The following is an 18,471-nucleotide window of genomic DNA, read 5'->3' as shown; positions in this document are numbered from 1 at the left end:
TAACCAATTTTGGCACGCTCTTGGTTACATTTGTATTCAAAGAATTGCATCCAATGACACTTCAAATAATAAGGCGTACTATCATGCTCTCGGCCATTTGTCTATTCCCATTTTTGGGAGTTTGTCAAAAGTCGATCGATTGGAAGACACTATCAGACGTCACTTTCAAGCAAGAATATGTCAAAGAATTTGACGGGTATTTTCAAATTCCCACTTTTGGAGCGTCTGTTAAAGAGCTTAAGGACAAAGAAGTGATCATCACTGGCTATGTTTTGGCATTGGACAAAGCGAAGAATCTTTATATGCTGTCTAAAAATCCAATGGCCTCATGCTTCTTTTGTGGAGGTGGTGGACCCGAAACCATCATGGAGGTAAATTTTAAAAGCAACATCGATTATGAGACCGATGATATTGCGACCTTGAAAGGAACGTTGGTATTGAACAAAGATGATGTGAATCATACCAACTATATGCTTATTGACGCTGTCGGTTTCTAATTATTGCTCTATATCTATCGCTTCAAAACTGGATAACTCACCATCTTCAAACTGCACCCTCACTTGAATCGGATTGCAACACACCTCACAATCTTCTACATAGGTCTGAGACACCGAACTGTCTAACAACATGGAGATCGTTTCCCAACAATAAGGACATTGAAAAAAGTGCTCTAGCATCTTCTAAAAATCTACATTTAATAATTGCCCGCTCACCTGAAGCATCAACAACTCGGCTAACTTCGCGCTATATTTTGCCTGACTTCTCGCTAGCTTTGCGTTCAAAAGGTTTATTTGAGCCTGTCTAAATTCAATTGAATTGACCTGCCCCAATTTGTATCGTTCGTTCGTTCTTAGGAAGTTATTCTGGTTCGTCTGTAAATTCTTCTCTTGAACCTCTAATACAAACAAAGCGTTGCGATAGCTATCCCATGCGTTCTTTATATCGCGTTCTACCTGCAATTCGGTCTGTCGTTGCAGGATCTCTTGATTTTGATAGGCGATCTTCGCGTTTTTGACCGCATTGATATTCCTTCCGCCTTCAAAAAGGTTCCAGGTAAGATTAACGCCACCAGATAGTCCATTTGACGAATTTTGAATTACAAAGGCAAGTGGGTTGTTATTGGAAGATTCGTTCCATCCGTAAGATCCAGTGAGTCCAATGGTAGGCAAAAAACTACTTCGTGCCCCTTTCAATCCATAATCGAGAATGGCCATATCCTTTTCTATCAGTAAGAGCTGAACATTATTCTGTTTCGCCTCTGCAAACACACTTTCCATCGCTAAGTTTGGCACAAAGGAGACGGTCGTATCCGACACGAAACGAGCAGATAGGTCCCTATTCATCACCAAGTTTAGATCGCGTTTTGTATTGCGAAGCAATTGTGTAGCATTTAAAAAGTTGATACTATCCGTATTTACATCTACCTCTGCATTTAATACGTCCAAACCAGTATTCTGACCATAGTCGAATTGATAACGTGCTCTAAGCAAACGATCCTTAGAAATTTTTAGGGCTTCTTGAAGATTATTGGTGTTCTCTTCTAAGCGTGCAACCTCATAATACACTGTAAATAGTTGTAAGATCGTATTCTCTATCGTTTGCCGCACCTGCAGCTCCGATTGATTGTATTCTTCTTTAAATCTTTTATAGTCATAATACCGCCCTAGCCCATCAAAAAGGGTATAATTTAGGTTGATAGAGGCATTGTAACGTCTGGTTTCGACACCTTCGGCAGTTCTCGAATCACCATTTGCCAGCTGTCCCTCTGTATTTTGACGGTCGATACTTCCTGCTGCATTACCAGTGATCGTTGGTAAATATCCACTACCAAGGATACCAGCATTGTTCTTCGCGATCTGTTCGTTATTTTTTGCCACCTTGATGCCAAGGTTATTCTCTAGCGTGTATTGAACAGCCTCCTCTTTGGTCAATAGCTCTTGGGCTGTTGCGGTAAAACCTACCAAGAGTAATACAATGAATGGAAATTTATGCAGCATCCTGTGATTCATTTTGTTCTTTGATCGCTCGTTCCACCTCTTCCCTCGACACATCTTTTTGTGTAAATAGCCATTTTAGAGAAGCCTTTATCTCGTTGCTTAGGGATAAGAATAGCGGAAGCATTAGCAGCGTTAAAAAAGTAGCAAAGCCAATTCCGTAAGCGATCGAGATCGCCATAGGCTTTAAAAATTGTGCTTGACGACTCTTTTCGAAAATCAAAGGAGCAAGACCGGCCATCGTCGTCAAGGAGGTTAAAAATATGGCTCTAAATCTCGACTTACCAGCCTCATGCAAGGCATCATCGAAAAGCATACCCTTCTTAAGATTGGTATTGAATTTACTGATCAATACCAAGCCATCGTTGACCATGATCCCGATAAGTGCGATGATTCCTAACAGGGATAGCGCATTGATCGGAAAACCGTGAATAAAGTGTCCCCAACCTACCGCTGTAAGACTAAAAGGAATTAGCAACAACAAGAGCAATGGTTGACTGTAGCTTCTAAAGGTGAATGCAATAGTGACATAGATCAAAAAGATGATGATCGGAAATACCCTTCCAAGTGACCTATTTAACTTACCAGCCTCTCTATTCTGTCCTTCAAAAGAGGAGGTGACGCTTGGATAGTCTGCCTGAATCTGCGGCATGATGTTGTTTTTGATATCATCTAGGATATCGGTATTGCTTTGGCTGGGGTCTTTCATATCTGCCGATACCTGAATCTCCCGTTGTCCTTCTAGGTGATTGATCGAGACATCGCCCCTTTCAATGCTATAGGTAGCGATCTCTGCCAATGGAACACGATCCCCAGTCGGCGTCACGATACGCATTTCATCCAGATCTGTTATTGAAGAGCGGTTATCTCTATCATAACGAACCCAAACACGGATCTCATCCTGTCCCCTTTGAAATCGCTGCGCTTGAGCCCCGAAGAAACCAGCTCTAACCTGATTCATGACCGTTCGGAGGTCTAATCCAAGCAAATATGCCTTTTCTTTCAATTGCAAACGTATTTCCTTGATGCCTGCAGGATCATTATCGGTCACATCGGTCAGTAACGGATTCTCCTCCAAGATCTTTTTTAAGCGCTCTTTGGCTCCCTTTAGATCGTTGATATTATTGCTCAATAATGAGACCGAAACCGGGCTTCCGCCAAAGTTACTTCCCGATCCAAAAATGAGACGTTCCGTACCAAATACCGGTCCGACCTTTTCGCGGAGTTTGTTTGCTACGAGATTGGAGTTAATGGCATCTGGACGCTCTTCTCCTGGAAGCATGTTGATGTTAAGTGAAGCATTGGCCGAGCCTGGACCAATGGCCTTTTGGATGTTTTCGAACAACACTTTATCCGTTCCACCAAGATATTCATCTGTGAGCTCTTTATTCACCTCCCAAGCTTTTTCTTCGATAAAGGAAATAATAGAATCGGTGATCCGAACGTTGGTACCTCGAGGCATGCCAAGGTCCACTGCGACGCGATCACTGGCAATCCTCGGAAAAATGGTGACCCCGATAATTCCGCCGCCGATAGAACCTAGGGTCAATACCAAGGCAGAGACGAATACTGCAAACATGAAGATCTGATTTTTGAGGCTGAATTTCAGTAAAGGCCCATACCATCGATCCCGCATGTAGGACATAATGCGATCACCTACATCGTTTACACCTCTCATCTTTGCAAAAAAGCTACCTATGGTGGTTTTAGGCTTCTGATTCTTCGCTCTCAAAGCTTTCGAATGCGCCAAATGCGCTGGAAGGATCAAGAGTGCTTCAACTAAGGAAACCACCAGAGTGAGAATAACGATGGTGGATACTTCACTAAAGAACTCCCCGATACGGCTTTCGAGAAAGAGAAATGTAGAAAAGGCCAATACGGTTGTGATAATGGCAGAAACAATGGGCGGAATCACCTCGATAGTTCCCTCGAGGGCAGCCTCCTTTGGTTTCATGCCTTCTTCATATTTCTGATAAATATTTTCAGCAATTACAATACCATCATCTACGAGAATACCAATAACGATGATCATCCCAAAAAGCGAAAGTACATTGATCGTCACATTGAACTGACTGGCAAACATAAACATCCCTAAGAAAGCCACAGGCAAGCCAAAAGCCACCCAAAATGCCAATCGGGTATTTAAGAACAAAGACAGAAAAATAAGGACCAGTCCAATTCCCATGGCGGCGTTTTCCAAGAGCAACTTGGTTCGTTGGTTCAGCGTGATCGACAGATCTCGGATAACATTCAACTCGGCATTCTTGTAATTCTCATTGAATTGGGCAATGTATTCTTTAACACTATCTGCAGCAGAGATCAAGTCTTCATTATTGGTGCTGGTCACCGTGACGCTCACGGCAAGGTCGCCATTAAAGTAGGACGCATTTGGTGTCTCAGAGAAGCGATCCCTGACAATAGCGACATCCTTGAGCCGAATGACCGTGCCATCGGGATCTGTGCGAACTACAACATTATTGAGCTCTCCGCCATAATATGAACGATTGTTCGCTCTGATCAGGTATTCTTCTTCACTGGTTTTGATATTTCCTCCTGTGACCAAGATGTTGGAGGTGGCCACCGCATTTGAAACCTCTGCAAAACTCAGGTTATAGGCCAACAAGCTATTTTCGTTGACAGCGATCTCTATCTCCTCAGCGGGATATCCGCCGATCTCGATCTGGGAAATACCGTCGATAATTCTCAGGTCATTTTCCACCTTTCGAGCCAACTGCTTGAGCGTTGCCAAGGGAATATCTTTTCCACTTAGCGCAAAACTTATGGTTTGCCGAACTTCTTCGCGCTTGGCCACCACTAAAGGCTCCATTCCCGTAGGATAAGAGGGTACACGATCCACCGCATTTTTCACTTCCAACAACATGAAATCGATATTCTCACCATTCTCAATTTCTACGGTGATCGTTCCTGAGTTTTCGGAGGAAGAAGACGTGACTCGGTCGATTCCAGGAAGCCCTTTAAGATTATCTTCTATCTTCAACACAACACCCTCTTCAATCTCTTGAGGTGACGCTCCAGGATAGGTGATATTAATATTGATGATCTTAGAATCAACTAGTGGAAAGAATGACGAACGCAGCGACAAGGCACCGATGAGACCAAATATGAGAAAGGCCAAAATAACGACGTTTACCGCCACATGATACTTGATGAAATAGGCTATTAACTTTCTCATTATTGAATGGCGTTGGCATTAAGCGAATCTTTAGATGCTTTCTCTTCAGACTTGAAGATCTGCACTTGCATCCCAGGATAGGCCCCTAGAACAGGCTTGGAAACAAGTTTTACACCATCTGGCACCCCTTTGAGAACAACGGTCTTATCCGAGAAATATACCGGTTGCACTTGAATCGTATTCAAAATAGTGTCATTCTTGACCACAAATACTTCGTTATTGTCCTGAAGCAGATTTCGAGCGATCTCTATGGCGTTGGGCTCTTCTTTCGCCTTCAAGTTGGCCTCTAGGTACATTCCCTCTTTTAGACCTGTTCCTCGGACCTCAACAAAGGCCCTTACCGTTTGGGACGCTCGATCAACGCTGGCATTTACTCGAATCACCTTGCCATTATAGGTCTTATCACCTTCGATTGTCTTGAGTGTGACTCCCTTTCCAATTTCTAACATATTTGCATAAGCGGCGGGTACGGCCACTTCCAATTCATAGACCGAAGGATCGATGAACTCTCCAAGTTTTTGGGCGTTTCTGATCAACGTACCCTCGGTGACCGATGCTAAGGTAAGAATTCCATCAAACGGTGCGCGTATGGTGAATTTGGACAAGCGCTCTTGCAAGTTTTCAATATTGAAATAGGTAGTATATATATTTCTCCCTGTGATAAAATACTTTTCCCGCTCGGAAGCTGCCTCTGGCAGTGGTCGCAAGGGTGCATTCATATCAAACCTATTCAGATAGTCCTGCCACTTGGGATAGGCCTCCGGATAATCGATCTGAAGATCTGGCATTATCGAGGTGAGTAGATTATAGAAATTGCTCTTAGCAGATTGTACATTGGCATAATATTCTGTCGCATCGATACGTACCAGTACTTCCCCTTTGCGATAGAATTGTCCGGCCTTGAAGGGTTTCCCTGTGTTTTTGAAAATACCTGAGACCTCGCTATATAACTCGATGCGACGCTGAGCACTCAAATTACCATTGGCGTTAATGATGATGGGGATATTTCCGTTTTGAGACTCTTGGACAAAAACTGTTTTAACAACCTTATTTAAACGTGGCTTCGGTTTCTTTTTGTTGCTTACTATCTTGTAGGCCATAAAGATGGAGCCGGCAATAAGCGCTAGACCGAGAAAGGCCATAAAAAATTTTCTCATGGGCTGTTAGTGTTAATAGTTACGCAAAGCTACTTAAAAGGGAAATCTGGTTTCGTTAAATAATTCCCAAAATAGATCAAACAAAAAATAGCTCTTTATGGTATGATACTGAATAACTTGGGATAGAAGCGCTAAGTCTTCTTTAACCCTCTAACTCTTCTGAAATATGCTCCCAGTCGAGCATGAGCTGCTCCAATGTATCTTTCTTCTTTTGGTAATTGTCAAAGAAGTCGGGCTTTGAAACGACCTCGTCATAATTGATAGCAAGTTCAACGTCTATTTCGGCGATCTCCTTCTCTAATTGAGAGATTTTAGATTCTACCTTGCTGAGCTTATTTTTTAGTCCTTTTAAGCGTTTTTGGTCTTCGTAGGAGTTGTTTTCTTTAGACTTTGATGAAGTAAGCTGCTGATCCTTTCTTTCGATATCGCGAAGATTCTCGATATTTCTTTGTTCAAGGTAAAAATTGATATCTCCTAAATATTCTTTGATCTTTTTATTCCTAAATTCATAGACCTTATCTGTCAATCCTTGAAGAAAATCCCTATCATGAGAGACGAGTATTAGGGTGCCTTCAAATTTTTGCAGTGCCTGTTTCAGGATATTCTTCGATTTGATATCCAAATGGTTGGTCGGTTCATCCATCACCAACACATTGAACGGCTGTAAGAGCAACTTTGCCAATGCCAGCCGGTTGCGTTCGCCACCCGACAGCACTTTCACCTTTTTGTCCACATCGTCCCCTCTAAACAGAAAAGCCCCCAAAATATCTCTGACCTGGGTGCGATTGGTTTCGTTTGCCGCATCGATCATGGTATCTAGCAAGGTCTTCTCCCCATCTAAATACTCTGCTTGGTTCTGTGCAAAATATCCCAATTGAACATTGTGTCCTAGCCTAAGGTTACCATCATAGGGAATTTCGTCAACGATCATCTTGGCCAAAGTGGTCTTACCTTGTCCGTTTTGTCCAACAAATGCCGTTTTGCTTCCCCGCTCTACCAAAAGGTCGATTCCCTCTAGGACCTGCTTTTCTCCATAACTTTTAGCCACTCCTTCGGCTTCGATCACCACTTTCCCTGGTTGAATAGATAGGGGGAACTTGATATTCATCGTGGCATTGTCTTCCTCGTCCACCTCGATCCGATCTATACGGTCTAACTTTTTTATCAGCGATTGTGCCATGGTCGCTTTGCTCGCTTTGGCACGAAATTTTTCTATCAGTTTTTCGGTTTGTTGAATATGCTTTTCTTGATTTTTTTGAGCTGCGAGTTGTTGTTCTCTGATCTCTTGACGGAGCACTAAATATTTTGAATACGGCTTGTTATAATCGTAAATTCTACCCAAAGAGATCTCGATAGTTCTATTGGTCACGTTATCCAAGAACATTTTATCGTGAGAAACGATCACCACAACTCCTGAGAAATTCTTTAAAAATTGCTCTAACCAGATGATCGATTCTATGTCCAAATGGTTGGTAGGCTCATCGAGCAGCAGAATATCATTCTTTTGAAGCAGTAACTTTGCCAGTTCGATCCGCATGCGCCAACCTCCCGAAAAGGTGTCCGTTAATTTATCGAATTCCTCTCGTTTAAATCCCAGGCCTTGCAAAACACGCTCTGCTTCCCCTTGGTAATTATAGCCTCCCAAGATCTCATAACGATGGGTAATATCATTGAGATCGACCATCAATTGGTGATAAGATTCGCTTTCGTAATCGGAACGTTCGGAAAGTTTTTGATTGATGTCTTCCATTTGTAGCTCTAGCGATTTTATCTCTTCAAACGCCTCATAGGCCTCCTCTAGCACAGTTCTTCCATGGACAAAATCGATGTCTTGCTTTAGAAAACCGATATCCACTCCTTTCTCAAAGGCGATGTCTCCTGTATCTGCCTCCATTTCTTTGGCCAATATCTTCAACATGGTCGATTTGCCTGCACCATTTTTGCCAACCAGGCCCACGCGATCTCCAGCTCCCAATCGAAAAGAGATTTCTTCAAACAGATATTCGCCTCCGAAGGAGACCGAAAGATTATGGATATTCAACATAAAGTGTGACTAATGTTACTAGATGATCCTTGTCTAAGACATATCTTTGCAAGGTCGTACTTCAAATTCATTGCAAATGTTAAAAAAAGGAACGAAACTGTATAGTATTTTAACTGGAAGTTGTCCAAAGTGTCATCAAGAATCGATGTATCAAACTAAAAATCCTTACATCTTTTCCGAAACGCTAAAGATGAACGAAACTTGCAGTCACTGTGGTACTCGATATAAGATAGAGCCCTCCTTCTTCTACGGTGCCATGTATGTTAGTTATGCTGTAGGAATCGCTTTTGGGGTAGCTGCCTTTGTGATCTCCTATTTGTTATTTAAAACCTCTTTGAAAGTTGCCTTTTTAGCCATTATTGGCACTTTGGTCGTATTTCTACCGGTGATCGTAAGGCTTTCCAGAAATATTTGGATCAATCTATTTATGCATTTCGATAAATCACTTGTGGATGAATGAGAATTGTGTTTAACGACTAATCCACGAAATATTTTTCTTCAAATCGCGTAATGGCCACCTCCTTCTCTAGAGGCTTTCCATTTTCTAAATGTTGGAATAGCTGCGCAGCAATAGTGGGAGCGATCATCACCCCTCGACTACCCATCCCATTAAGTACTGCCAACTGATCGTATTTGGGATGCTTACCTACCAACGGCCGCCGATCCACCACCGTTGGACGTACGCCCGCTACCTGTTCCACCACTTCAAAATCACACTTGAGAAATGTCTTTAGCTTTGCCAGCAATTCTTCTCGTGCCTCTTTGGTAGGCGTATTGGTCTTGTCTTTCCATTTATAGGTGGCTCCGACCCTAAAAAGATCATCTCCGATTGGGATGATGAATACCGAGGACTTGATCACGCTATCCAGCTTCAATTGTGGTGCGCGTATCGTAAGCAACTCTCCTTTGGTGCCGTTTAAGGGCAAATAGTTGAAGAATGGATTTCTCTTGAGACCATATCCTTCACAAAAAACAATTCGTCTTGCCTTGATATCACCATAGAAAACTCCATTCTCTTGAAGCCTCAGTTTGGAATGATTGAAAGAATCTGTTTTTAAGATACCCTTATCTCGCAAATAGGAGCGGTAGGCCATCAATAGTTTTTTTGTGTCCACTCTTCCTGTATGTAGCACTTCACCAAAGCCGTTTTCGGCCGCGATAGTCGTATGTGAATTAGGAACGATCTTAGAGGAAAGAAAAGGTGCCAACGCAGCTTTATCGGTAGCTTCAAACCACATATTCTGTTCTGCCAACGACGCAAATCTGCGGTGTATAGGCACTTTATGGTCTAATTTTTCTGATAGATCTTTTTCAAGCCTCTTGTAAAAAGGCATCGCTTGTTGCAGTTGTTCTTCGGCATTCCAAACAGCTGTGAAGCGCTTTAAAATAACTGGATTGTACATTCCTCCAGCGACCGTTGACGAACTTTGGGATCCGTCCTCATAGACGAGGAATTCCTTTCTATGCTTTATCAATTGCTCGCAAAAGGCGATACCTGCCAGACCGAGGCCAACAACTACATAATCTTTCATACGGCACAAAGGTACTAAGGAATTCTGTAGATAAGGGCATAAATAAAAAGCGCCTGTCTTAATTGACAGGCGCTTTCAGATCATTGTGACACTTTTATTAATACGTCCACATATCTTGCTCAAAGTCATGAATACGAGTACGAATACGATCGGATTCTAAGAGTTGCATCAAAGCATTCTCTTGTATGTATTCTACGATATCGCGGTCTCCATAAACGTTGTCCTCTTTGTATATCAATCCGTTGAATCGTCGTGAATTCAACAGGTGATCATACGTAAGCGGCATTGAGGTATTGCGGTTGTTGAATACTTTAGACTCGTGCAATATGTCTCTAACGCTTGGGAACCATACCCAGAACAATTCGACCAGGTCGTAGTTGCTCTCATCATCGATAAAGTTGACATCGGGTGCCACTGGCGCAATACCCAAAAGTCTATACTTCATCTCTCCTTGTTTCTTATCGAAGTACCACACTCCTTTGATACGAATCTCTTCGATATCGGCTGCGGTAAGGTCGCGAATATTGATATATTCGGGAGAAATGGTCTCTCCGGCATTCAATTGTTCGTAACCAAGATCTAAAGTATCCACTTTACGCAAGGTTGCTTTGATATCATCGTACGTTCTCTTCTCAGTAAAATAAGAATCGACATAGACGTTTTCTATACGTCCGTTTTTGATATTCTTGAGCAACACGTCGTAGAGCGACCGTCGATCTGCGGCGATATCTACTGTATCTGTTGGATAATAATATGGAAAGTTGATTCGCTCATCTAGATCGATCTTTTCCCATACAGTTTTAGACCACAATACATCTCGGTCATTTACATAACCATATTCTAGCGGATAATCGTTGTCTTCAGCGATCTGCTCAGCGGTACGTACCCCGACTGCGTCTGGGGTCTTGGCATTAAGCAAATTGGCTTGAGCCATGATACCTGATGAGGCCACCATTGCTGTAATTGTGAATATAAAACCTTTAAACTTCATAACTTTTAAATGCATTTTTTTAGTTTGTAAGCTCTATCGCTACAGGAGATACTTTCTTAAGCCTGTATCCAGAGTTACCAGAGATCGATGCCTTCACATCATAGATCTGAACAATATCTCCTCTTTTAGCTCTCTTAAGAGCACTTTTAGCCCTAGAATCTAATTTTCTACCTCTAACAACAACTGTAGGCTGTCCAGGTACCTTGAATTTAAATTCTCCAACGGCCAATTTGATATCGAAATCAAAATCCTCCAAGATTGCTCCAACTGTAGCAATTTCTAAGTTCTTTCTAGGCATCTTCACATTACCTGGCTCTCCACGGATGGTCGCCACTGGTCTTGGAATATCCTTGATACGGAATTTAGATGAAGTACTGATTCGCTGACCATCTGGTAAGGTTCCAGAGGCAGTAATGGTAACTTCACGACCTGTTTTAGGTCTCATGATGTACTTACTACCTGATGCTCTGCTTAGACCAGAAGCACTTGCAGATACTCTATTATCTGGAATACCAGGAATAGAGATCGTCATCGGGTTAGAAACACCACGATATACAACATTCATTTTATCTGCAGAAATTACCGCCGCATTTGGCTTTGTGATCACCGCAAATTTGTTGTCTACCAATACTTCGATAGGTTCACCATCTCCTTGGTTGAAGATCAATTTACCTTCTAACTTGTGGTCTCCAGGTCGACCTGTAGGGAATTTGAATTTCACCTGACCACCTTGCAATTCGTAGTCTTTTCCTTCTTCTAGCTTACGCCCGTCGAGGGTTAGCTCTACTTCATTAGGTTTGGTAGAGTTATCTGTTCTACCTAGTACGACACTTCCATCGAAGGTCTCTCCAGGATAGTAGGCAGATTTTGGTTGTTGTAAAAGTGTAGAGTAGTTCTTCATAGAAACCTCTTCCTCTAACTTTCCACCAAGCATTGCGTTCAACACTTCATCTTCAGTAGACTTAACGTCTGATTGAAGCGCCGTAAGTTTGGTTAGGGAAGCGATCATTGGATATCCCTTGTAGTTATAGTCTAACCAATCGATAGGACGTCCATCTCTGTTCTTCACTTTACCTTTATCATCTCCTGTGCTGAAACGATCGATCACCGTATTTTTCAACTGTGGAAAGCTATCGAGTACAGCCGAAACCTTCTGGCGATAGTTTTGAATCTTGTTAACAAACTCCTGACCTTCTTTGGTGTAGTTATCACCCTTAAAGAATCTCTGGTCTAGATAGTCCGCTTGATCCATTACTTGATAGTCCGTTCTCTCTTCCGCTGGTATCTTTGCTACCATTCCGTTTTTAACTTCTTCAATATAGCTTACCAAATCTGCTGAAAGCGATTTGATCTCAGCTGCTTTTTGATTAAGCTCACCATATTTTTCTGGGCTATCTGATGCCTTTTTGCTAAGGCCATCGTAAGCAAGTTCGTTCTTTGCTTCTAGTTGCGTATTTGATCTTTCGAATTTCTCATTCATGATACCAAATGCGCCAAGCACTTCTTTACTCATGTTTAATGCCAACATGGCGATGAAAACCAGATACATCAGGTTAATCATCTTCTGCCTTGGGCTTTGTCCTCCTGCCATTCTAATTAGATTTTGGGTTAATAATAATTAATAGACTAATTAGAAATTAGTTACGATTCATAGCAGAAAGCATTCCTCCGTATACACCGTTCAATGAAGAAAGGTTCGAAGTCAACGATTCCATTTGCTCTTTAAGTTTGTTAGCATTGTCAGCGATTGCAGCATTCGCTTCGGCTTGCTTAGCACTGCTTTCCAATTGTACTTTATAAAGGCTATTCAATGATTCTAGCTGTGCTGCAGCGTGCGACATTTCTTGTCCGTACTTCTTAGTTGAAGCGATCGCATCTACTGTAGGAGAAATACTTTTTGCAGCGCCCTCGAAGTTACGGATGCTATCACCAAGGCTAGACATTAGACCGGCATCGATCTTAGCTTCTTTAAGCAAGTTATCTAACTTCTGAGATAAGATACCTTCAGGGTCTTTAGTTTCTTTCTTCTTTCCTGATGAAGTTAATCCACCAGCTAATTCTGGATACACCAATGTCCAATCCAAATCGTCATCTACAGGTTCGAATGCAGAGATAGCGAAGATGATCGCTTCTGTGATAAGACCGATAGCAAGTAATACTCCACCGTTAAGGTTTACGGGGCCTAGGTTAATTTCCCAGTGAAGAATCTTAAAAAGCGCTCCGAGAATTACAATAGATGCTCCAAGGCCGTAGGCCATGTTAAAAAGTTTCTTAGTTGACTTTGACTGTGCCATAATAATCTAATTTTAAGTTAAGTTAAGTTTAATTTGAGTTTATTAATATTGTCTCTTACTGTACTGTAAGGTCTGTTCCCATGTAATCTTGTACCGTTCTGAAGCCAATGTAACTTCTCGCAGAATCCGCATATTCGAAATCTCTGGTACTTACTTGTAAGAAATAAGCAACATCTTTCCAAGAACCTCCTCTGATCACCTTACGGTTGTTGTCATTGAATGAGGTATTTGGGTTCATAGATGATACATATTCATAGGCGGTCATATCATATGAAGAGTTTGTCCATTCAGATACGTTACCAGCCATATTGTAAAGGCTATAGTCGTTCGGCTCAAATGATTTTGCCTCTACCGTATATAGCGCCTCATCAGCCGCGTAGTCACCTCTAAGTGGTTTAAAGTTGGCCAGGAAGCAACCTCTATCATTCATCAGGTATGGTCCACCCCATGGGTAAGTACCTGACTCCAATCCGCCACGTGCAGCATACTCCCATTCTGCTTCACTAGGAAGACGGTAGTTGTTTACATTAGGCTGTTTCTTACCTCTCATAAATTGATTGTGCTTCCATGTTCTCCAAGCACAGAATGCTTTGGCCTGTTTCCAAGAAACACCAACAACTGGATATTCGCTATAGGCATCATGAGAGAAATAATCGTTGTGCATAGGCTCGTTGTACGAATAAGAGAAATCTCTGATCCATGCAGTCGTATCAGGATAGATCTCTAACTCCTCTTTTTTCAAGAAATTCTTTCTATCCGTTCCTTTTTTAGCTCTGGCCGCTGCCTCGACATCCATCCATATATATTGGTACTTGATCTTTTTGACATCGATGGAGCGTACTCCATTGTACCATTCCTCCATAGGGAGATACATGGAATCCATGACTTCGGTATAATATTCGTCCGGATAGTCTTCTGTATCCCAAATAAGGTCTTCGTCCCAATTAAGATAACGCCCTTCATAGCCGGTCTCACCCAGCCCGGTGTAGTTATCTAACATGTACTTTTGATAAACGCTAAGACCAGCAGTATCAGCATCCTTGAATGCATATTCTCCAATACCACCATTACCTGGAATCTCTCCCAGCTCATCGGCCAAGATAGCCAAGCGGGTGCGGACTACAGAATCTGTAACGTACTGAACGAATTCGCGATATTCACTATTGGTAATTTCTGTATCGTCCATGTAGAAAGAACGAACTGTAACTGTTTTTGTAGGTGCGTTGAACACCTGGGCTCTGTCATCGTCAGATTTACCCATAATAAATGATCCTCCAGGGATCAATGCCATACCATAAGGCTTTTCAGGGTACCACTTTTTACCTTTAACACCGACCAGTTGGCCCCTGTCCTTACTACCACAGCTGTATAACAACAACACAGTAACAGCAAAAACTATTAGCTTCTTCATAGAAATTGAGGTTAAATATGCACTTATAAAATTTGAGGTCGTAAACCTATCCATTTATTTTTAAAAAAACAATTTTTTTTTCAAATTACTTCTTATCTGAATCACGCAGTATCAGATGGATAGTCGATAAACTGCACGATTCTTTTTGTTTTTCCACCAACTCAATTAATGGTTTTCCTGTAGGCTTTCCACCATCTTTCAGGAATTTTCTGGTTACAAGCATCCAAATAATCTTGATGCGTGCATGGTAATAACGCAGTCCTTTTTAAATTATTATCTAAAGTTGAAATAATTGGCACTTCTACCCACCAACGATGACTTACAGGGCTCTTAAAAAACACAAGTGCCTCGTCTTCAACCAAGACCGTATATTTGATAAAGTTCTTTTTTGAACCAAATGGATATTCTCCAAAACGATAATTCACACCTTCGATGAAATACCATATCATTTGCGACACCAAGCTCGCGAATTGCTCGCTCTGTTGTATGTCAAATATTCCAAAAGATGAAACTCTGTCGCTTATACCCGCATACCGCGCAATGGCACACATATCCATTCCAGAAAGCCCGTTGGGCGAATGCCCCTCGGCATTGGCGACATCAGAAGCTTTGACCACCGACATATCCAAGCTCACCAGATCGGCATCTCTCAAAGAGGGTTCGACCACGGTGATATCATCGACCACTTCCCCCAACCGATGGGCTTCGAAAAAAAGATTGTCCATAAGGTCGATCTCTTCTTGAGCATTATAAAAGGTCTGAAAACCGATGTTGCAAAAATTATACAATCTATTTGGCTTTTCAATAATGATCCTACTCATATAAGATTGAGAAGATATCAACTCTTCGGAGTTCCCAAAGTCAAAGCGGTTATCAACGGATACAATGTTCACCAATTGCTCCATAGAATCATAGGCCCTATACATGGCATAGGTAATATCTTGACTGCCTCCTATTATTATTGGTGTCACTTTCTTCTTAAGAAGTGCTGTGACCATTTCCTTTACAGCGAAGTAACTGTCCTCTACTTCAGCACCATTGGAGATATTACCCAGGTCTGCTATCTTAAAGTTCCAGTTTCCGTTAAACAGTCGATATAATTGGTATCTAATGGCAGTTAGGTCTGCAGGTTTTTTAAATTGAATCCCGGCATTCCTATATTCGCTCACTCCTACAATGGCAAGTTTTACGCCTGTAAGCTCAGGCATACCCGACTTGGTGGTGTGTATCGCAATATTTCTCCCAAAGGATTGCCTTGGCAACAGATTATTGTGGGCTATGAGAACATCGTCTACGGGGGAAAGAAAATCGAAGTCCATTATCTAGCCTATTTCTTTTTTGCTGAAGTTTTCTTTTTCTCTGTTGTCTTTTTCTTTGGAGCTTTTGCTTCCAAGTACTCTTTTGCCTTATCCAAAGTGATCTTGGTAGCGTCCACATCCTTCCCTAGCTCCACTTTGGTCTTTCCTTTGATGATCACGGACCTCCCCCAACGCGCCTTTTCCACTCTAATGCCTTCGTCTTCCCAATGATGGATAAGTTTCTCACGCTCTTTCTGAAGTTTATCTTCGATGAGGGATTCTATATCACTTTGAGAAAGGTTGTCAAAATCGTATTTTTTATTCACGTTGATGAACATTCCGTTCCATTTAATAAATGGCCCGAATCTTCCCTTTCCCTTGGTGACGTCCATATTTTTATAGCTCGCTATTGGGGCATCGGCCTTTTGCTTCTCTTTGATCAATTCGACAGCCTGGTCCATTTCTACACTTAACGGGTCTACTCCTTTTGGTAGGGACACAAAACTTTTACCGAATTTCACGTAAGGCCCAAACCGCCCATTGTTTACTTCCACGGCTTGCCCTTCGTATGTGCCGAGTGCTTTTGGAAGTTTAAAAAGGTCCATCGCCTCCTCAAAGGTGATCGTATTTAATTGCTGTTCTGGGCCTAAGCTTGCGAACTGCGGTTTTTCCTCATCATCTACAGTGCCCAACTGCACCATTGGTCCAAACTTGCCGAGACGTACACTTACCTGTTTACCGGTTGCGCTATCTGTTCCAAGAATACGTTCGCCTGTTTCTCGATCGGCATTTTCCTGCACATCTTCGACCTGCGGATGAAACTTCTTATAGAAGTCCTTCATCATTTTGGTCCAGTCCTCTTCTCCCGAGGCGATCTCATCGAAATCCTGCTCTACTTTAGCAGTGAAATTATAATCGAGAATGTTCTCAAAGTTACTCACAAGGAAATCGTTGACGATCATCCCAATATCTGTCGGCACCAATTTCCCTTTATCAGAACCTATCTTTTCTGAAAGTGTCTTGTCCACGACACCACCTTCTTCTAAGATAAGTTGTGTATATTTTCGCTCCACACCTTCGATAACACCTTTTTCAACATAGCCTCTATTCTGAATAGTCGAGATTGTTGGCGCATAGGTGGAAGGTCTGCCAATGCCAAGTTCTTCCAATTTCTTCACCAATGAAGCTTCTGTATAGCGATACGGAGGTCGAGTAAAACGTTCCGTTGCAGTGATAAAATTGTTGGTCAAGGCCTCACCGACCTTTAGAGCGGGCAGCATTCCTTCTTGCTCCTCTTCTTCGTCGTCCGTTCCTTCTAGATACACTTTAAGGAAGCCTTCGAATTTTAACACTTCGCCATTCGCAGTAAATTGCTCATCATGTTTCGAAGCATTGATCTTCACGGTCGTTTTCTCTAATTGTGCCTCGCTCATCTGCGACGCAATCGTCCGCTTCCAGATCATTTCATATAGACGTGCTTGATCTCGTTCTACAGCAACGGTTTGGCGAGACATGTCTGTTGGTCGAATCGCTTCGTGCGCTTCTTGGGCACCCTTGCTTTTGTTGCTGAAATTTCTCGGTTTGCTGTAGGCTTGCCCGTAGGCATCAACAATTACCGCCTTGGCCGCGTTCTTTGCCTCCTCAGAAAGATTAACGCTGTCGGTACGCATATAGGTTATAAGACCCGCTTCGTACAAACGTTGCGCTAGCATCATGGTACGACTTACATTATAATATAACTTTCTCGAAGCTTCCTGCTGTAAGGTAGAGGTGGTAAAGGGAGCTGCAGGTGATTTTTTTGCAGGTTTTTTCGTTAGATCCGCAACTTCAAAAGCTGCTCCGATATTTTTTTCGAGAAATGTTTGGGCCTCTTCCTTTGAGGAAAAGGTTTTCCCTAAAGAAGCCTTAAATACCTTGCCATCAACATTGGCGAATTCTGCCGCTACCTTATAAGCAGCAACTGGCGTAAAATCTTGGATCTCTCGCTCGCGCTCAACTATCAAACGAACCGAAACCGACTGAACACGTCCAGCTGAAAGTCCTCCTTTCACCTTTCTCCATAAAACAGGGGAAAGCTCATATCCTACCAATCGATCCAAAACCCGACGGGCTTGCTGGGCATTCACCAAATTGTAATCGATACCCCTAGGATTTTCGATCGCCTTTTGAATGGCCGACTTGGTAATTTCGTGGAAAACGATCCTCTTGGTACGTTCCTTGTCTAATTTCAGCGTTTCGGCCAAATGCCATGCGATGGCCTCTCCTTCTCGGTCCTCATCACTTGCTAACCAGACCATTTCTGCATCCTTGGCAAGATCCTTTAGTTTTTTCACTACCGCCTTTTTATCGCTCGAAACGATATATTTCGGCTTGAAGTCCCCATCGACATTCACTCCCAACTCTTTGGAAGGTAAGTCTGCAATATGGCCAAAACTAGATGCTACCTTGAAATCTTTTCCAAGAAATTTCTCAATAGTCTTTGCCTTAGCCGGCGACTCCACAATCACTAAATTCTTTGCCATAAAGCAGTTTTTTGAGGTACAAAAGTATGCAGAAT

Annotated in this window: 14 protein-coding genes; 2 read left to right on the top strand and 12 right to left on the bottom strand. The window is 42.3% G+C overall.

All coding sequences use genetic code 11. The features are described from left to right. Positions 1–53 precede the first annotated feature (53 nt). Positions 54–497 carry a hypothetical protein gene (locus ACFQ1M_RS16255; RefSeq protein ID WP_386410122.1) on the top strand — a complete coding sequence of 148 codons (444 nt, stop codon included), beginning with the start codon at positions 54–56 and terminating at the stop codon, positions 495–497. Here the strand turns inward: ACFQ1M_RS16255 and ACFQ1M_RS16250 are convergent, their stop codons facing one another. From ACFQ1M_RS16250 to abc-f, 5 genes are all read right to left on the bottom strand, one after another. Beyond that, positions 498–677 (bottom strand): CPXCG motif-containing cysteine-rich protein, encoded by a 180-nt coding sequence (locus tag ACFQ1M_RS16250; RefSeq protein ID WP_386410119.1) that lies wholly within the window; start codon positions 675–677, stop codon positions 498–500. Between the two features lie 3 nt (positions 678–680). Beyond that, a complete protein-coding gene (locus ACFQ1M_RS16245) occupies positions 681–1,997 on the bottom strand; it encodes a TolC family protein (RefSeq protein ID WP_386410116.1) in 1,317 nt (438 codons plus the stop codon). Next, positions 1,987–5,187: an efflux RND transporter permease subunit gene (locus tag ACFQ1M_RS16240; RefSeq protein WP_386410112.1), complete on the bottom strand. Its 3,201-nt coding sequence runs from the start codon at positions 5,185–5,187 to the stop codon at positions 1,987–1,989. The genes ACFQ1M_RS16245 and ACFQ1M_RS16240 overlap by 11 nt, the downstream gene beginning before the upstream one ends. Next, on the bottom strand, positions 5,187–6,344 hold the full coding sequence (locus ACFQ1M_RS16235) for an efflux RND transporter periplasmic adaptor subunit (RefSeq protein WP_386410109.1): 1,158 nt from the start codon (positions 6,342–6,344) through the stop codon (positions 5,187–5,189). Before ACFQ1M_RS16235 ends, ACFQ1M_RS16240 begins: the two co-directional genes overlap by 1 nt. A gap of 142 nt (positions 6,345–6,486) precedes the next feature. Further along, positions 6,487–8,388, bottom strand: coding sequence for a ribosomal protection-like ABC-F family protein (abc-f, locus tag ACFQ1M_RS16230; protein ID WP_386410106.1), 1,902 nt, complete (start codon positions 8,386–8,388; stop codon positions 6,487–6,489). A gap of 76 nt (positions 8,389–8,464) precedes the next feature. Between abc-f and ACFQ1M_RS16225 the strand changes: the two genes are divergently transcribed. Continuing rightward, positions 8,465–8,848, top strand: coding sequence for a DUF983 domain-containing protein (locus ACFQ1M_RS16225; RefSeq protein ID WP_386410103.1), 384 nt, complete (start codon positions 8,465–8,467; stop codon positions 8,846–8,848). 16 nt (positions 8,849–8,864) lie between these two features. On the opposite strand, the gene ACFQ1M_RS16220 is transcribed toward ACFQ1M_RS16225, so the two are convergent. From ACFQ1M_RS16220 to topA, 7 genes are all read right to left on the bottom strand, one after another. Then, on the bottom strand, positions 8,865–9,920 hold the full coding sequence (locus tag ACFQ1M_RS16220) for an NAD(P)/FAD-dependent oxidoreductase (RefSeq protein WP_386410101.1): 1,056 nt from the start codon (positions 9,918–9,920) through the stop codon (positions 8,865–8,867). A 97-nt stretch (positions 9,921–10,017) separates the two neighbouring features. Beyond that, entirely contained in the window at positions 10,018–10,911 is an 894-nt protein-coding gene (gene porN, locus ACFQ1M_RS16215) for a type IX secretion system ring subunit PorN/GldN (RefSeq protein WP_386410098.1), read from the bottom strand. Positions 10,912–10,930: 19 nt separating this feature from the next. Beyond that, on the bottom strand, positions 10,931–12,502 hold the full coding sequence (gene porM / locus ACFQ1M_RS16210; RefSeq protein WP_386410095.1) for a type IX secretion system motor protein PorM/GldM: 1,572 nt from the start codon (positions 12,500–12,502) through the stop codon (positions 10,931–10,933). Positions 12,503–12,548: 46 nt separating this feature from the next. Beyond that, a complete protein-coding gene (porL, locus tag ACFQ1M_RS16205) occupies positions 12,549–13,205 on the bottom strand; it encodes a type IX secretion system motor protein PorL/GldL (RefSeq protein ID WP_386410092.1) in 657 nt (218 codons plus the stop codon). A 55-nt stretch (positions 13,206–13,260) separates the two neighbouring features. Then, positions 13,261–14,616: a T9SS ring complex lipoprotein PorK/GldK gene (porK, locus tag ACFQ1M_RS16200; protein WP_386410089.1), complete on the bottom strand. Its 1,356-nt coding sequence runs from the start codon at positions 14,614–14,616 to the stop codon at positions 13,261–13,263. A 161-nt stretch (positions 14,617–14,777) separates the two neighbouring features. Further along, a complete protein-coding gene (locus ACFQ1M_RS16195; protein ID WP_386410086.1) occupies positions 14,778–15,935 on the bottom strand; it encodes a formimidoylglutamase in 1,158 nt (385 codons plus the stop codon). An 8-nt stretch (positions 15,936–15,943) separates the two neighbouring features. Next, positions 15,944–18,436 carry a type I DNA topoisomerase gene (topA, locus tag ACFQ1M_RS16190; protein ID WP_386410083.1) on the bottom strand — a complete coding sequence of 831 codons (2,493 nt, stop codon included), beginning with the start codon at positions 18,434–18,436 and terminating at the stop codon, positions 15,944–15,946. Positions 18,437–18,471: the final 35 nt, after the last annotated feature.

Origin of the sequence: Sungkyunkwania multivorans, assembly GCF_042675645.1 — a bacterium.
Taxonomy (GTDB): Bacteria; Bacteroidota; Bacteroidia; order Flavobacteriales; family Flavobacteriaceae; genus Sungkyunkwania; species Sungkyunkwania multivorans.
The sequence above is the reverse complement of the archived record's forward strand: the minus strand, read 5'-3'. Positions and strand labels throughout refer to the sequence as shown.

Excerpts from the sequence above, each read along its gene's own strand:
- ACFQ1M_RS16255 (WP_386410122.1), top strand. The coding sequence starts at position 54 with ATGACACTTCAAATAATAAGGCGTACTATCATGCTCTCGGCCATTTGT.
- ACFQ1M_RS16250 (WP_386410119.1), bottom strand. The coding sequence starts at position 677 with ATGCTAGAGCACTTTTTTCAATGTCCTTATTGTTGGGAAACGATCTCC.
- ACFQ1M_RS16245 (WP_386410116.1), bottom strand. The coding sequence starts at position 1,997 with ATGCTGCATAAATTTCCATTCATTGTATTACTCTTGGTAGGTTTTACC.
- ACFQ1M_RS16240 (WP_386410112.1), bottom strand. The coding sequence starts at position 5,187 with ATGAGAAAGTTAATAGCCTATTTCATCAAGTATCATGTGGCGGTAAAC.
- ACFQ1M_RS16235 (WP_386410109.1), bottom strand. The coding sequence starts at position 6,344 with ATGAGAAAATTTTTTATGGCCTTTCTCGGTCTAGCGCTTATTGCCGGC.
- abc-f (WP_386410106.1), bottom strand. The coding sequence starts at position 8,388 with ATGTTGAATATCCATAATCTTTCGGTCTCCTTCGGAGGCGAATATCTG.
- ACFQ1M_RS16225 (WP_386410103.1), top strand. The coding sequence starts at position 8,465 with ATGTTAAAAAAAGGAACGAAACTGTATAGTATTTTAACTGGAAGTTGT.
- ACFQ1M_RS16220 (WP_386410101.1), bottom strand. The coding sequence starts at position 9,920 with ATGAAAGATTATGTAGTTGTTGGCCTCGGTCTGGCAGGTATCGCCTTT.
- porN (WP_386410098.1), bottom strand. The coding sequence starts at position 10,911 with ATGAAGTTTAAAGGTTTTATATTCACAATTACAGCAATGGTGGCCTCA.
- porM (WP_386410095.1), bottom strand. The coding sequence starts at position 12,502 with ATGGCAGGAGGACAAAGCCCAAGGCAGAAGATGATTAACCTGATGTAT.
- porL (WP_386410092.1), bottom strand. The coding sequence starts at position 13,205 with ATGGCACAGTCAAAGTCAACTAAGAAACTTTTTAACATGGCCTACGGC.
- porK (WP_386410089.1), bottom strand. The coding sequence starts at position 14,616 with ATGAAGAAGCTAATAGTTTTTGCTGTTACTGTGTTGTTGTTATACAGC.
- ACFQ1M_RS16195 (WP_386410086.1), bottom strand. The coding sequence starts at position 15,935 with ATGGACTTCGATTTTCTTTCCCCCGTAGACGATGTTCTCATAGCCCAC.
- topA (WP_386410083.1), bottom strand. The coding sequence starts at position 18,436 with ATGGCAAAGAATTTAGTGATTGTGGAGTCGCCGGCTAAGGCAAAGACT.